The organism is Psychrosphaera sp., assembly GCF_982872775.1.
On sequence record NZ_CEYNSH010000016.1, the window covers coordinates 1 to 13,991 of the forward strand.

A 13,991-nucleotide genomic window follows, 5' to 3' on the forward strand; every position below is an offset into this window, starting at 1 on the left:
GATTTAGGTTCCAGTATCTTCGGGTGTGAGAGTTCAAGTCTCTCCTTCCGCACCATTTAAAGTCATGGTCTTTTAATTAAGTCATGCAAGTTTCGTTGGGATATCGCCAAGCGGTAAGGCAGCGGGTTTTGATCTCGCCATTCCCAGGTTCAAATCCTGGTACTCCAGCCACCTCAAAAGCCTCGCTCTTGCGAGGCTTTTTTCTTTCTACCGAAAAATCCTTTTCTATTAAAATTTTATTATTTTATTTATCTAACAAACATTTGTATCTATATTTAAGCAAAAAGGTGTTCCCAGCTTTTATTCGGGAAACGGAACTTGTTTAGTACAAAGGGTTTGGTCTCAATGGCAAATAATTGTCACATTTTTGCATCTAAAAATTCGTTTAAAATTACATCACCAAAATCGCTGACAAAATTAGCTATGGTTGGTGTTTTGGCACTTAGTTTTAGTCAGAATGTCCAAGGCGATGAGTACCACTACAAAAATGTGTTACTTGGGACGAAAGCTATTGGTCTAGGTGGTGCGTTTACAAGTATTTCAGACGATATGTCTGCGGTCTTTTATAACCCCGCGGGTCTTGCCCAGACTAAATTACAAAACTCCGCCTCTTTAAGTACTTTCGCTTGGGAAAGTATGGACATCAAGAATGTTTTTTCAGATCAAAGTGACTTTGAGCGCTCATCATTTTCAATTGTACCCAGCTTCTTAGGAACAGGTAAAAACACAGACCGATGGCACTGGAGTCTTGCCTTTGCAGTATCGGATTTAACCATAGAAAGAAACTATTCTGCTTCAACGACAGAAATTTTGTTAAATGAACAAATCCCGATCGGCACCAATACCGAATTTGCCAATATTGATTTAGACAATGCATCGTACGAGCTAGGGATTGGTGGAGCGGTTGCCATCAACCCCAACTGGTCATTTGGTGCCTCACTCATATTCAAATACAAACAGTTCGAAACGGTTCAAGGCAGTGGAATCGTCGCTAGCCTAGACTCAGAGTTAGGTAGCATTAATCAAGGCTTTAGTGCCACTCGACGCTTAACAGATGTCAACATCATCGCTTCACCGCAGCTTGGCTTATTATACAAGTCTAACGGCTTCAATTGGGGCATAAAAATAGCGCAAGATGTCGCGTTAAATAGAAATTTTGAAGCGAGCCATCAAATAATGGTTTCCACTTTAAGCCCCCTTCCTCCAGGTGCATTAGCCGCAAGTGTCGGCGAAATCATGGGAGAAAAGAAACAAGAGTACGCGATGAACATCTCGACGGGTGTGTCGACTCACTTTGATAATCTGTCACTAAGCTTTGATGTTGATTATTTTAGTCAAGTCGATGTAGACCCATTTGAGATCAGCTCAAAACAAGCTCCTATTACAAGAGATCTAGAAGAAGTTCTAAATTATTCACTTGGGTTGTCGTATCAGCTATCCAAATCTAATAGATTGACTCTTGGGTTATTTACAGACAAGGCAAACAGTAAAATAGATTTGAGTCAACCTTTCCAACGTACCGAAGTTATTGACTTAGTTGGCCTGAGTTTGTCAATGCATACCGACGTATTTGGTTTTCCAATAACCATCGGCACTTACTATAAAACGGGAAAAGGCCAAATAAGATTATCCGACTTAAGAGAGGTTGAGAATATCGTTGGCCTACCACTTTACCCGCCAAGCGATAATTTTGATGTATCCGATGCAGAAAAAACCATGGCCGTGCTTTATATCAGCGCTAACTTTTAACAGACGTGCTACAAATTAGCATTCGAACTCTGGCTTTTTATTTATTAGTTAGTACTACTGAGAGGACGTAAAAGCCACTTAAACACGTTTTACGTCCTCTCCAGAATATTTACAGGCCGAGGGCTTTTTTCATCACCGCTTTTTTTGCTAAAGGCAGTTGACTTGCGACGCCTAACAGTCCTTTTCTTAACATTTGCAGCGGTGGCTTTTCATTGCTAAATAAATGATAGAAGCTATCCATAACACCAGACATTAATAAGCTATCCGCTTTTCGCTTTTTCTGGTAACTATTAAGTGCTTTTGTAAGAGCCAACTCGTCATTTAAGTCGATATCATTTAACAACTCTGTCAATACTGCATTGTCTTTGAAACCAAGATTAACGCCTTGCCCTGCCAATGGATTGATAGTGTGTGCGGCGTCACCCACTAACACCAGTCTTGAGTCGACGTAGTTGTTGGCCTGTCGACGTGTGAGAGGAAATGACGCTGTTAACATCACATCAAAGTCACCTGGTAAACTAGGAAAGACGCTTTTTATTTTGTCTTTGAGAACTTCTTTAGACATAGATTTTAGCTTTGGTATTTCATTTCGACTGTCGTACCAAATCAGACTGGCAAAACCATTATTTAACGGTAAAAATGCTTTAGGGCCGCTAGGCTGAAACTCTTGCCAGGTGATGTCCTGAGTTTCAAAATCTGTTTTTATCGTCACACAAAAACAATGTTGTTCATAATCCCAACCTGAACACCCTATTTTAGCCAATTGCCTTACTCGACTATTGGCACCATCGGCACCAATGAGCAATTTAGTTTTTACATTCGCTACGCGTTCTTTGGTTTCGTCAGGATCAGAGCCTAAAGACGTCAAAGTCACATCAACTTCGGTTTCAGAGATATTAGAAAATGAGGTTAAGTCTGTATCATAAAGTACAGATACCTGATTAGAGTACTGGGAATATAAGCTTTTAAAACTGGCGAGTTGAAGCGCTTCGTTTCGAATTAGGTGACCAAGGTGAGTTTCGCCAATTTCTGCTGCAGAAAACTCTAGCCGAGCACTACCTTTTTCCCACGTTGCCAAACGCTTGAAGACACAAGCACTGCTAGCGTCTATATTGTCCCAACAGCCGATATCATTCAGCCATTGTTCACTGTAACGATTCACCGCTGAGACACGCAGCGGAATTTGCTCAAGACAATTCGTTTCTGGGGCAGTTCTTTCTAACAATAGAATCGAGCAATCAGGGCCATGACTTTTTGCCAGCGAAACCGCCAAGCTCGCCCCTACCATTCCGCCACCGACAATAACAAAATCAAATTCTGTATTTTTTACAGAGTTTATTGACATACCATTAAACAATACAGTGTCTGACGAGGATGAAGTGTTGCCGATGAATTCGTTATGTGGTTGCAAAACTATGCCCTTTGAAATACTAATTTTCCCATTCATTATGCCAAAACTAAAAGGAATGGAATAGTTTATAAGTTCATAATTTCTTCTCTTCCAGTTGACCCAATTTACCTGTAAAATACGCGACCTTTTATAAAACAACGTTTTCATTTTTGAGTACGAGAGCAGAATGACTAAGAAACTACATATTAAAACCTGGGGCTGTCAGATGAACGAGTATGACTCGCAAAAAATGGCGGATCTTCTCGACGATAGTCACGGTTATGAGTTTACCGAACAAGCTGAGGACGCAGATGTAATTCTTCTAAATACCTGCTCTATTCGTGAAAAAGCCCAAGAAAAAGTATTCCATCAGTTGGGCCGTTGGAAAAATCTAAAAGACAAAAACCCTGATCTTGTGATTGGTGTCGGTGGCTGTGTAGCTTCACAAGAAGGTCAACATATCCGTGAACGTGCACCATTTGTTGATATGGTATTTGGTCCTCAAACATTACACCGTCTGCCTGAAATGATTGATCAAATCAAAAAAGGTGAAGGTGAGTCTGTCATCGACATTTCTTTCCCTGAAATCGAAAAGTTTGACCGTTTACCACAGCCAACAACAGACGGACCTAGTGCGTTTGTTTCCATCATGGAAGGATGTAGTAAGTACTGTACGTTCTGTGTTGTTCCGTACACGCGTGGTGAAGAAGTATCACGTCCAGTTGACGATGTATTATATGAAGTTGCACAACTTGCAGAGCAAGGCGTACGTGAAGTCAACTTATTAGGCCAAAACGTAAATGCTTTCCGCGGTGAAACACACGATGGTGATGTTTGTCATTTTAGTGAATTATTACGCCTTGTTGCCGCGATAGATGGTATTGACCGCATTCGTTACACAACATCTCACCCGGTAGAGTTTACTGACGATATTATTGCTGCGTACGAAGACGTACCTGAATTAGTTGATCACTTGCACTTACCGGTTCAATCAGGTTCAGACCGTATTCTAAACCTAATGAAACGTGGTCACACTGCAATTGAATACAAATCACAAATCCGTAAGTTACGCAAAGTACGTCCAAACATCAGTATGAGCAGTGACTTTATCATTGGTTTCCCTGGAGAAACCGCCGATGATCACGCCAAAACGATGAAGCTGATTGAAGACATCGGTTATGACCACAGCTTTAGCTTTATTTACAGTGCGCGTCCTGGTACGCCAGCAGCGGATCTGCCAGATGACGTTTCTGAACAAGAAAAGAAAGAACGCCTATACGAGCTGCAAAACTTGATCACACACCAAGCAATGCAGATTTCTCGTCAAATGCTGAATACAGAACAACGTATTTTGGTAGAAGGTCCATCCGTTAAGAATCCAATGGAGCTAAGAGGCCGTACTGAAAACAACCGTGTGGTTAACTTTGAAGGACCACATTCACTGATTGGTGGTTTTGCGGACGTTAAAATTGTTGACGTCTACACAAACTCATTACGCGGTGAGTTCATTCGTGGTGAGAATGAAATGGGACTGCGTCAAGACGTTGCTCCGGCGGATATTTTAGCGAAACGCCAAGTTCAAGAAGATGACTTAGGTGTGGCGACATTCAAGCCATAACAAGCTCAATAAACAAATAGGACAAGCTTAAGCCCTTGTCCTCAAATTATGAGGGTTACACTACATTGCCTAAAAAATTAAACACAACGGAACTCTTTTTGGAGCCTGCTAACAAAGATAGATTGGCTTCGTTAATTGGCCCATATGACGACAATTTGAAATACATTGAGCGTCGCATGGGAGTGGAAATTACTTATCAAGGCAATAAATTTAAGGTAGTAGGTAATCCTCAAAATACCGCTGCGGTTAGTGATGTACTCAAAAACTTGTACATAGAAACCCAGCCAAGCCCAAAAGCAAAAAACAAAGTTAAAGCAGCTGAATTAACGCCAGACCAAGTTCACTTGGCAGTTCAAGAAGCAGCCGTTCTGGATCAAAGCAACGAAGCTTATGATGACGAAGTTGTCGTTCGCACCCGAAAAGGCAATATTAAGCCACGCAACAAAAACCAAACTGATTACGTCAAAAATGTATTAAATCACGATATAACGTTTGGTATTGGCCCAGCCGGTACTGGTAAAACGTATTTGGCCGTTGCTTGTGCGGTAGACGCACTAGAGCGCCAAGAAGTGCGACGTATTCTTCTGACTCGTCCGGCGGTTGAAGCCGGTGAAAAACTTGGTTTTTTACCCGGTGATCTCAGCCAAAAAATCGATCCCTACCTACGCCCACTGTATGACGCATTATTCGAAATGATGGGCTTTGAAAAAGTTGAGCGATTAATCGAAAGAAACGTTATTGAAGTCGCACCGCTTGCATATATGCGTGGTAGAACCCTAAACGATGCGTTTATTATCCTGGACGAAAGTCAGAATACGACGGTCGAACAAATGAAAATGTTTTTAACCCGAATTGGCTTTAATTCAAAAGCGGTTATCACGGGTGATATTACTCAAGTAGACTTACCGCGTGGCGCAAAATCAGGCCTTCGCCAGTCCATCGAAATCCTAGGTGAAGTGGAAGACATTAGTTTCAACTTCTTTAAAGCGGACGATGTCGTACGCCACCCTGTCGTTGCTAAAGTGGTCATGGCATACGAGCAACACGATGAAGAAGAGCGCCGTGCCAAGGCTGCCCGTGACAAAGAAGCGAAAGAGAAAGCCGAGCAGGAAAAAGCACTGCGAGAAGCGGCATTGAACGAAGTAAAGGCAGCAAAATAATATGGCGGTCTATGTAGAGTATCAAGATGCGTTCAGTGATACGCAACAAGCGGCTGACCACTCACAATTTGTACCAGATGAAAAGCTATGCCAGCAATGGTTAGAATTTGTTTTACCTCAATTTCAGCAAGAAGCAGAGATCACAATTCGATTAACGGACGTAGAAGAGAGTCAGCAACTCAATTATGAGTATCGCGGCAAAGACAAACCAACAAATGTCCTTAGCTTTCCGTTTGAAGCGCCAGAGCATATTGAAATGCCGCTGTTAGGTGATTTGGTTATCTGCGTCCCTGTTGTTAACCAAGAAGCCACTGAACAAAATAAAACCAGTCAGGCACATTGGTGCCACATGATTATCCATGGCTGCTTGCATTTATTAGGTTATGACCATATTGATGATGCAGAAGCAGAAGAAATGGAGCAGCTCGAAATTGACCTGCTCAAAGAACTAGGTTTTGCTAATCCATATCTAATTGACTAATTTCGTAACAAATAATTAGATTGACAAGGCGTTCATTTTTCCACCAAAATGGAAGTGTGAAATGTTTGAGCCTAATAAGTGATTACCAACCATTTTATAAGATTTTTTAATAACATAGGAACATTCTTACCAGAATGAGCGAAGACAACCCACATAGTAGCAACGGTTCTTCAAATAAGGGCTGGATTGAAAAACTCGGTCAGCTTTTTACTGATGAACCGAAGAGCAAAGAAGATGTTTCGAACATCATAGATGCAGCGGCTCAAAACGATTTAATCGATTTGAACACTAAAAATATGATTGATGGCGTAATGGAAATCGCCGACCTTCGAATTCGTGACATCATGATCCCTCGTTCTCAAATGATCACGTTAGACTTATCGGACAGTCCAGATAAGTTTATTCCAATCATGATCGAGTCTGGTCACTCACGTTTCCCTGTTGTCACTGAAGATAAGGACCACGTTGAAGGGATTTTGTTAGCTAAAGATTTACTAAAAATCTTGATGGACCGTGAACAAGAGATAGACCTAAAATCATTACTGCGCCCAATCGTTGTGGTGCCAGAAAGTAAGCGTGTCGACACTCTTTTACGTGAATTCCGACTTAACCGCTATCATATGGCGATTGTTGTTGACGAATACGGTGGTGTTTCTGGTCTAGTGACGATTGAAGACATCTTAGAGTTGATCGTTGGTGAGATTGAAGATGAATTCGACTCTGAAGAATCTCAAACGGATAGTATTCGCCAAGTTTCTAAACATAGCTACATGGTCCAAGCTCTCACTGAGCTTGATGACTTTAATGAGTTTTTTGGAACCGACTTTGACGAAGAAGAAGCCGACACTATCGGTGGCATTGTGCTTCACAAATTTGGTCACATGCCTGAAAAAGGCGAAGAAGTGCACATTGAAGAACTTAAGTTTAAGATTCAATCTGCCGACACTCGACGCATTCAGCAATTAATGGTCACCGTACCTAAAAAGAAAGCTCACGTAATATAAATGGCAAACAACTCTCGCAAGGACGCTAAGTTGGTCCAATGGCTAGTGGTAATGAGTTTACCGCTTCTAGGTGCAATTAATACCCTAGCCTATTCACCTTTTACACAATGGTGGATTCCTTTCCTCTCCTTTACGTTATTTTTTATCACCCTAAATACGGCTGAAACAGCCAAACAAGCTAGAAATCGAGGCTTTTTGTTTGGGTTGGGTTGGTTTGGAGTTGGAATAAGCTGGGTCCATGTCGCCATCGCTGACTTTGGTGGATTGCCTCTTGCCGCGTCACTGTTTGTGATGTTTTTGCTGGTAGCCTACTTATCCGCTTTTCCTGCACTGTTTGGCTGGCTTTATAAAAAGCTTTCCTCCACTACCCAATCCATAAACTACAACTGGCTCTTTGTACCTTTTTTGTGGCTTGGAGTTGAATATTGTCGTTCCGTTTTTCTTACTGGCTTTCCATGGTTGTCCATTGGCTACACCCAAATTGAAGGCCCTTTACGTAGCCTAGCACCTATCGTTGGTGAGATAGGCTTACAAGGTGTGTTGGTATTTATATCCGCAGGTTTTGCTGCATTTTTAATTAGAATTACCCAAACTGGCACCAAGTTCCAAAAGCAAAGTTCAAACGGTTTGGTTCCATTGTCTTTGCCCGTAGCATTGCCTTTGGGTTTGGTTGTTAGCCTAGTGTCTTTTTCACACGCTGAACACCAGGCTCCAGACACCGTCAACGAGCCTAGAAAAGTAAAAGTCGCCATGGTGCAAGGCAACATAGCGCAAAGTATTAAATGGCAGCCAGAGAACGAATGGCCCACCATGCAGGCTTATCTAAATTTATCTAAGTCTTTGTTTAAAGACCACGAGTTGATCATTTGGCCAGAAGCGGCCATACCTAGGCTTGAGGTACTTTCCCTAGAGTACTTAAAAGAGCTAGACGAACTAAGTGCAGCAACAAATACATCTTTGATAACTGGTATCGTTGACTATCAGGTTGATACAACCAATGCTTACAATAACATCATTGTGCTCGGCAAAAAGCATAATGATGACACGGTAGGTCATTATCAATACGGTCACAACAATCGATTTAATAAACATCACTTATTACCAATTGGTGAGTTTGTACCTTTTGAGTCAGTGTTGAGAAAAGTCGCGCCACTGTTTGATTTACCAATGTCGTCCTTTAGCCGAGGTTACTTTCAGCAAGATAATTTAATCGCCAATGGCGTCAATTTAACGCCTGCCATCTGTTTTGAAATTGCCTTTGCCAATCAAGTAAGAGCCAATTTGTATGACTCGAGCGACGTAATATTAACACTGAGTAACGATGCATGGTTTGGCGCGTCTCATGGGCCTTGGCAACATTTACAAATTGCCCAAATGCGAGCCTTAGAGTTTGCCAAACCCGTTATTAGAGTAACCAATAACGGCGTTACCGCTGTTATTGATGCCGATGGTCGTATTCAAGCAATGTTGCCTCAATTTGAACAAGCGGTATTAAGCCAAACAGTAACTATTGCTCCAAGTTCAACCTTCTATAGACAATATGGCAACACAACAGCCTGGCTCTTTACTTTGTTGTTAGCAATTTTTGCTGCAGGCGCTCAATGGCGCAAACGAGCATTGATCTCGGACAAGCAAAATTAATTCGAACGTAGTTTGGCCAGCCAAAGTCTTTTCCAGGTGACGGACCAACACCAGCCTCTTCAAATACGCTCTGAACATCGTCAACCCCGAGCCCTTCTGCATTCACCCAAGCTAAATAAGTGGCAGCTTGTGGTATATATTCCAAACCTGGTAATCGGTTAATCTCTGTTTCAAGATAAGCTTGGTTGTCTCTTAAATAACTGAGTTGTGCTTGATACCAATCTTCACACTCTGTGAATGCGGTTTTGGTAGCAATAACCCCTAAATTATTAGCGGAAGGACACAACCCATCGGCTCCACGTTTAAACTTAGCGCGTATGGTCGGGTCTTCTATAATGGCAAAAGAAACACCAAACCCGGCAATATTAAAGGTCTTACTCGCTGCCATCAAAGTAATAGCCTGGTCGCCTATCTTACTTAACGTACCAGCCGGAATGTGTCTTTCGGTCTGGTCTAAAATAAGATCTGCATGGATTTCATCTGAACAAAGAATCACATTATGCTCCAAGCAAATCTGTTCAATCCTAGCTAACTCATCCGCGGTATAAACGCTGCCACATGGATTCATAGGATTACAAAGTAAAAATACTTTTGCATTTGGCTTAGCCGCTTGTTGTTCCAAGACATCAAAATCTAATTGCCAACGTCCGTCAGTCATAATTGTTCCAACGGTTAATGCTTGTAAGTCATGATGTTTGGCAGCGTTCAATATTGGTGGATAATTCGGAGATTGGGTAATAATGGCATCGCCTGGCTGACAAAACGCGCGTAAAACTACATTAAACGCAGGTACGACACCGGGAGTCCAAACTAGCCAACGTGGATCAATATGCCATTCGTATCGACGACTGAGCCACTGAGTTATTGCCTTTGTTGCCTCTTCATCGTGATAAGGGTTGTGATAGCCAAAAATGCCATGTTCGACCCTTTGGGCTAATGCCGATTGAACAGCCGTTGGTGTTTTAAATTCAGAGTCCGCCACCCACAAAGGCAATATGTCTTGGTTTTTGTATCGATTCCATTTTAAACATTGGGTTTCGCGTCGACTTGTCTCTTCAGCAAACCAGTTCTCTGTCATTATCCTTCCTTTTAACAATATTTAATTTCTAAAGCCCCATGCCACACACTTGTCATCTAAATGTAACAAAGTTGTCACACAGACAATCTAAACTTCGCGACTCTTAAATGGAGTACTTATGAGAATATCTAACTTAATCCGCATATCATCTGTCACGATTATCATTTCAGTTATCGTCATGGCAGGCCTCTTTTTTGTCGCTAAAACCAAGCTCGAAACCTCTGATAATAACTCTATTCAATTCCAACAATTTTATCGAATAATGACGATAGATTTACATCGTCACATACAAAATTATTTAAACACGGGTAACGCTGTTAGTTTAAGTGAGGCTGAGTCAGTCGTTGACGCGCTTCAAAAGCAACTTAACGCGTTAGGCGATCAAAATAAAGCGGTGCAAGCATTACAAGCAAAACTCACCGAGTTTAAAGAAAAAATGACTAACAAATACCGTGCCTTGGGTAAACTAAGCGGTAATGATCAGGCATTGCTCATCAATGCTGAGCGTGAAATGTTTGGCTATTCTGACAGTCTAATCGACTATGGTATTAGTGGTTATGACAATAACCCTAACACCGCAAAAAAATTCATTGAGCATGGATCTGAAGTCATGTCTCTAGTCAATCAACTTGGTGAAACAAGAGCAAAGTTTGTTGAGACCAGCGACCCCGCCCTCAAATCTGCGCTCACCTCTAATTTAAGCCAAATTCAACAAGTTGTTAAAAGCATTGGTCAACTGAGACTATTAGGTGTATTTGATGCGACCGACGAAGAAGATGATTTAGCGTCATTTTTTGGAGACAAAGAAGATAAAACCGATCTTGGTGAAGATATCATCAATGAATTACGTTCCATCTCGAACCGCTATCCGCGTGAGTTAGACAACACGCTTGAAACCATCTCAAAAAGAGTGCAAACCTTTAATGAAATAAATAGTGAAATGGCTGCGTTAGAGCAACTAACAGAAGCCGCCGCGAGCCAAGTATTAAAAAACCGAGAACTTACCTATCAAACATCCATTTATCTTACGCTAGCGGCACTCAGCTTAGTTGCCTTTGTCGGACTGCTTAACTATGCCGTTATGGTACGTCAAATATTGTATCCACTTCGCGAATTAAGAGACGCGTTTCAGCGCTTAGTTAACAGCGGGGAACTGACTAAAATAGACAACCAGTCTAATACTGAATTTGGTGAAATAGCGACATCTTTTAATCATATGTTAGACAATCAGGCACATGAAAACCGACAAAAGTCAGAACAGATGACTGTGGTTTCAAACGCTCTATCGGAGCTCGGTGAAAAGGTTGAGCGCATTTCTCATAGCACTCACGAAACCCAACAAAATGTGCATCAAGCCAAAAGCGTTTTATCCCAATTATCGGATATCAATACTCAACTAAATGACTTAGCAGAGGAAGTAGAAAGTTACGCCAAAGACACCGAAAAAGCGATGATTTCTGGTCGAAAAGGTGCAGAAGAAGTTCTAGCAGCAAACAGCAAAACCATTGAACAAATAGAAACCTCAAATGACACGGTTATGCAATTGCAAGGTAGCGTAACTGAAGTTCAACAGGTAATGGATGTTATCCGCTCAATTGCCGATCAAACCAATTTACTGGCGTTAAATGCCGCTATCGAATCTGCTCGTGCAGGCGAACATGGTCGTGGGTTCGCAGTTGTTGCAGATGAAGTCAGAAAGCTTGCGATGAAAACCCAGGAATCATTGGAAGATACAAGCCAAATACTTGAGCAACTGACTAGCTACAGCAACTTACTGCAATCAAACATTGAACAAATTGCGGTTTCCGGTCAACAACAAACCAGTATCGTTAATACACTAATTGAAACCACTAATGCGGTAGAGGAAAAAGCCTTGATGTCTGCACAGGTTTCGGCACAAACACTACAATGCGCTAACGAGCAACAAACTCATTTTGGTGACTTTGCCAATATGATGGATGACGTCAGTCGTCAAGTTGATGATGCGAGTCAGCAAGCTGCGGGTGTTCAGGAGTCAGTGACAGAACAATCTCACAGAATCAAAAGCACGTTCAACGACTAACGTGCTTTTGCGCTCAGGCTTGGCTATTGATTTGACTATTAAATTAATTATTGGTTAACAACCATATCAAAACCGCCATAAATAAGACGTTTGCCATCAAATGGCATATCGCCGAATAAGTGCTCGAACTCTTTGTCATTCTCGATGTCAGGCCACGCTTTAGTACGAGTTTCCTTGTCTGGCCACACTACCCAAGAAAAAACGACTGACTCACCCTCGTCGGCTTTTACCGCAAGTGGAAAAGAAGTTAGCTTGCCATCAGGGACATCGTCTCCCCAACACTCGACGACTTGTATAGCTCCATGTTTCCTAAATGCAGCTGCTAGCTTTTTTGCAAAGTCTATGTAGTCTTGTTTTTTATCATTGGCAACCGCCAATATATAACCGTCGATATATCCCATGTTGTTATTCCTTTTTTCAGGTATTTTTAGTTTGCCTAGTTTAAATAAAATTCGGCTTTTTTGAATGGCAAGAAAACCTATCTAAACTGGCTTGCGTCATTGTTAATGCAATTTGAACCTCAGCTAGCATCTCTTCAGTATCAATTAAGTTAAGCACACGCTGTACCTCATAAGCACCGTCGCAATGATGCGTCTTTTTAACCTCTAGAATAAGTTGAGGTTTGATGCTACCAGCGACATAAGCGCCCAACATGGCGCCTTTTAAAGTCGGTGGCAGTCTCTCTGTTACTAACCAGGGTGTCGTGTTGGCGTTGACTTCAACCAATACATCTTTTGATTGTTCAGCAAATTCAACAATTTTTCCAGCAATTTGAAAACCTTGTCTTGAAATAGGAGAATTCTGATAACGACTTATCGCATCTAATACGCTAGCCTTGTCAGTCAACTCAGTGAGCTGATCTAATGGTACTTGCTCAGAAGAAAATACTGGCTCGATTGTCAATAGGCTTGTCACGCCTACAAGTGAAGCAATAAGCCAATTTTGAAGGTTAACGTTGATTCTGTGAAGCCTACTGAAATATTGAGATTTCATAACGATGTACCATTTTTATACCGATATTTAAATGTAGCATTAATTTGTCAGGACCCAATATCGCAGATACAAAAAAGCCAGCAATATTGCTGGCTTCAAATTTATTTACACGGTTAAGTTTCAAGTTAACCTATTTAACATCAACGTAATTCGTTATACGTTCATCTCTTTAACATCATCCGGAACAACAAGTTTACCAGCTGTTTTTTCTTTTATTTCTTCAATGCTCACACCTGGTGCCACTTCTCTAAGCACAAACGCACCGTCTTCAATCTCTAATAGTGCCAAGTCTGTGATTACTTTGGTAATACAATTAACACCAGTCAAAGGTAAGGTGCACTTTTCCAGTAGCTTCGACTCACCTTTTTTATTGGCATGAGTCATAGTTACAATGATGTTATCAGCGCCAGCAACTAAATCCATTGCACCGCCCATACCTTTAACTAGTTTGCCAGGGATCATGTATGAGGCAATATTGCCCTCTTGGTCAACTTCAAACGCACCTAATACCGTCACGTCAACATGACCGCCGCGGATCATTGCAAAGCTTTCGGCTGAGCTAAAGATTGCTGCACCTTTAGCCGTAGTCACGGTTTCTTTACCCGCGTTAATCATATCCGCATCGACTTCCTCTTCCGTTGGATAAGGACCCATGCCTAATAGACCATTTTCTGATTGCAACATTACTTCGATGTCACTTGGTACGTAGTTCGCCGCAAGTGTAGGTATACCAATACCTAAATTGACATAATCGCCATCGTTAAATTCTTGGGCAACACGTTTTGCTATTTGTTCTCTTGATAGTGCCATTTTGC

The 13,991-nt window shown here is 41.6% G+C and carries 12 protein-coding genes and 1 tRNA gene; 8 read left to right on the forward strand and 5 right to left on the reverse strand.

Annotated features, from left to right (window positions below; genetic code table 11):
* Positions 1-96: 96 nt before the first annotated feature.
* Together AC4E96_RS06485 and AC4E96_RS06490 are read left to right on the forward strand one after the other, a co-directional pair.
* Positions 97-171, forward strand: a tRNA-Gln gene (locus tag AC4E96_RS06485).
* A 174-nt stretch (positions 172-345) separates the two neighbouring features.
* Positions 346-1,749, forward strand: coding sequence for an OmpP1/FadL family transporter (locus tag AC4E96_RS06490; RefSeq protein ID WP_490255256.1), 1,404 nt, complete (start codon positions 346-348; stop codon positions 1,747-1,749).
* A 109-nt stretch (positions 1,750-1,858) separates the two neighbouring features.
* Here AC4E96_RS06490 and AC4E96_RS06495 read toward each other — a convergent pair whose 3' ends face one another.
* Positions 1,859-3,160: an FAD-dependent monooxygenase gene (locus tag AC4E96_RS06495; protein WP_490255257.1), complete on the reverse strand. Its 1,302-nt coding sequence runs from the start codon at positions 3,158-3,160 to the stop codon at positions 1,859-1,861.
* Between the two features lie 166 nt (positions 3,161-3,326).
* Here AC4E96_RS06495 and miaB point away from each other — a divergent pair, with 166 nt between their 5' ends.
* The 5 genes from miaB to lnt all read left to right on the forward strand — a co-directional run bounded on the left by miaB (position 3,327) and on the right by lnt (position 9,043).
* Positions 3,327-4,757 (forward strand): tRNA (N6-isopentenyl adenosine(37)-C2)-methylthiotransferase MiaB, encoded by a 1,431-nt coding sequence (gene miaB / locus AC4E96_RS06500; RefSeq protein ID WP_488032696.1) that lies wholly within the window; start codon positions 3,327-3,329, stop codon positions 4,755-4,757.
* A 65-nt stretch (positions 4,758-4,822) separates the two neighbouring features.
* Positions 4,823-5,917, forward strand: coding sequence for a PhoH family protein (locus tag AC4E96_RS06505; protein ID WP_490255294.1), 1,095 nt, complete (start codon positions 4,823-4,825; stop codon positions 5,915-5,917).
* 1 nt (position 5,918) lies between these two features.
* On the forward strand, positions 5,919-6,398 hold the full coding sequence (ybeY, locus tag AC4E96_RS06510; RefSeq protein ID WP_490255258.1) for an rRNA maturation RNase YbeY: 480 nt from the start codon (positions 5,919-5,921) through the stop codon (positions 6,396-6,398).
* A 134-nt stretch (positions 6,399-6,532) separates the two neighbouring features.
* Positions 6,533-7,402, forward strand: coding sequence for a CorC family transporter (locus AC4E96_RS06515; protein WP_490255259.1), 870 nt, complete (start codon positions 6,533-6,535; stop codon positions 7,400-7,402).
* Entirely contained in the window at positions 7,403-9,043 is a 1,641-nt protein-coding gene (gene lnt, locus AC4E96_RS06520) for an apolipoprotein N-acyltransferase (protein WP_490255260.1), read from the forward strand. It begins immediately after the preceding gene.
* On the opposite strand, the gene AC4E96_RS06525 is transcribed toward lnt, so the two are convergent.
* Positions 8,967-10,121: a MalY/PatB family protein gene (locus tag AC4E96_RS06525; RefSeq protein WP_490255261.1), complete on the reverse strand. Its 1,155-nt coding sequence runs from the start codon at positions 10,119-10,121 to the stop codon at positions 8,967-8,969. The two genes, lnt and AC4E96_RS06525, sit on opposite strands and share 77 nt — an antisense overlap.
* Positions 10,122-10,239: 118 nt before the next feature.
* Between AC4E96_RS06525 and AC4E96_RS06530 the strand changes: the two genes are divergently transcribed.
* Complete coding sequence (locus tag AC4E96_RS06530; RefSeq protein WP_490255262.1) at positions 10,240-12,183, forward strand: methyl-accepting chemotaxis protein; 1,944 nt, start codon at positions 10,240-10,242, stop codon at positions 12,181-12,183.
* A 47-nt stretch (positions 12,184-12,230) separates the two neighbouring features.
* Here the strand turns inward: AC4E96_RS06530 and AC4E96_RS06535 are convergent, their stop codons facing one another.
* From AC4E96_RS06535 to AC4E96_RS06545, 3 genes are all read right to left on the reverse strand, one after another.
* Entirely contained in the window at positions 12,231-12,584 is a 354-nt protein-coding gene (locus tag AC4E96_RS06535) for a DUF1428 domain-containing protein (protein ID WP_490255263.1), read from the reverse strand.
* 40 nt (positions 12,585-12,624) lie between these two features.
* Complete coding sequence (locus tag AC4E96_RS06540) at positions 12,625-13,176, reverse strand: hypothetical protein (RefSeq protein WP_490255264.1); 552 nt, start codon at positions 13,174-13,176, stop codon at positions 12,625-12,627.
* Between the two features lie 153 nt (positions 13,177-13,329).
* Positions 13,330-13,986, reverse strand: a complete 657-nt coding sequence (locus AC4E96_RS06545; protein ID WP_490255265.1) for a CoA transferase subunit B — start codon at positions 13,984-13,986, stop codon at positions 13,330-13,332.
* Positions 13,987-13,991: the final 5 nt, after the last annotated feature.

What these genes read in the sequence shown, in the direction of transcription:
- AC4E96_RS06490 (WP_490255256.1), top strand. Translation starts at nt 346, where the DNA reads ATGGCAAATAATTGTCACATTTTTGCATCTAAAAATTCGTTTAAAATT.
- miaB (WP_488032696.1), top strand. Translation starts at nt 3,327, where the DNA reads ATGACTAAGAAACTACATATTAAAACCTGGGGCTGTCAGATGAACGAG.
- ybeY (WP_490255258.1), top strand. Translation starts at nt 5,919, where the DNA reads ATGGCGGTCTATGTAGAGTATCAAGATGCGTTCAGTGATACGCAACAA.
- AC4E96_RS06515 (WP_490255259.1), top strand. Translation starts at nt 6,533, where the DNA reads ATGAGCGAAGACAACCCACATAGTAGCAACGGTTCTTCAAATAAGGGC.
- lnt (WP_490255260.1), top strand. Translation starts at nt 7,403, where the DNA reads ATGGCAAACAACTCTCGCAAGGACGCTAAGTTGGTCCAATGGCTAGTG.
- AC4E96_RS06525 (WP_490255261.1), bottom strand. Translation starts at nt 10,121, where the DNA reads ATGACAGAGAACTGGTTTGCTGAAGAGACAAGTCGACGCGAAACCCAA.
- AC4E96_RS06530 (WP_490255262.1), top strand. Translation starts at nt 10,240, where the DNA reads ATGAGAATATCTAACTTAATCCGCATATCATCTGTCACGATTATCATT.
- AC4E96_RS06535 (WP_490255263.1), bottom strand. Translation starts at nt 12,584, where the DNA reads ATGGGATATATCGACGGTTATATATTGGCGGTTGCCAATGATAAAAAA.
- AC4E96_RS06540 (WP_490255264.1), bottom strand. Translation starts at nt 13,176, where the DNA reads ATGAAATCTCAATATTTCAGTAGGCTTCACAGAATCAACGTTAACCTT.
- AC4E96_RS06545 (WP_490255265.1), bottom strand. Translation starts at nt 13,986, where the DNA reads ATGGCACTATCAAGAGAACAAATAGCAAAACGTGTTGCCCAAGAATTT.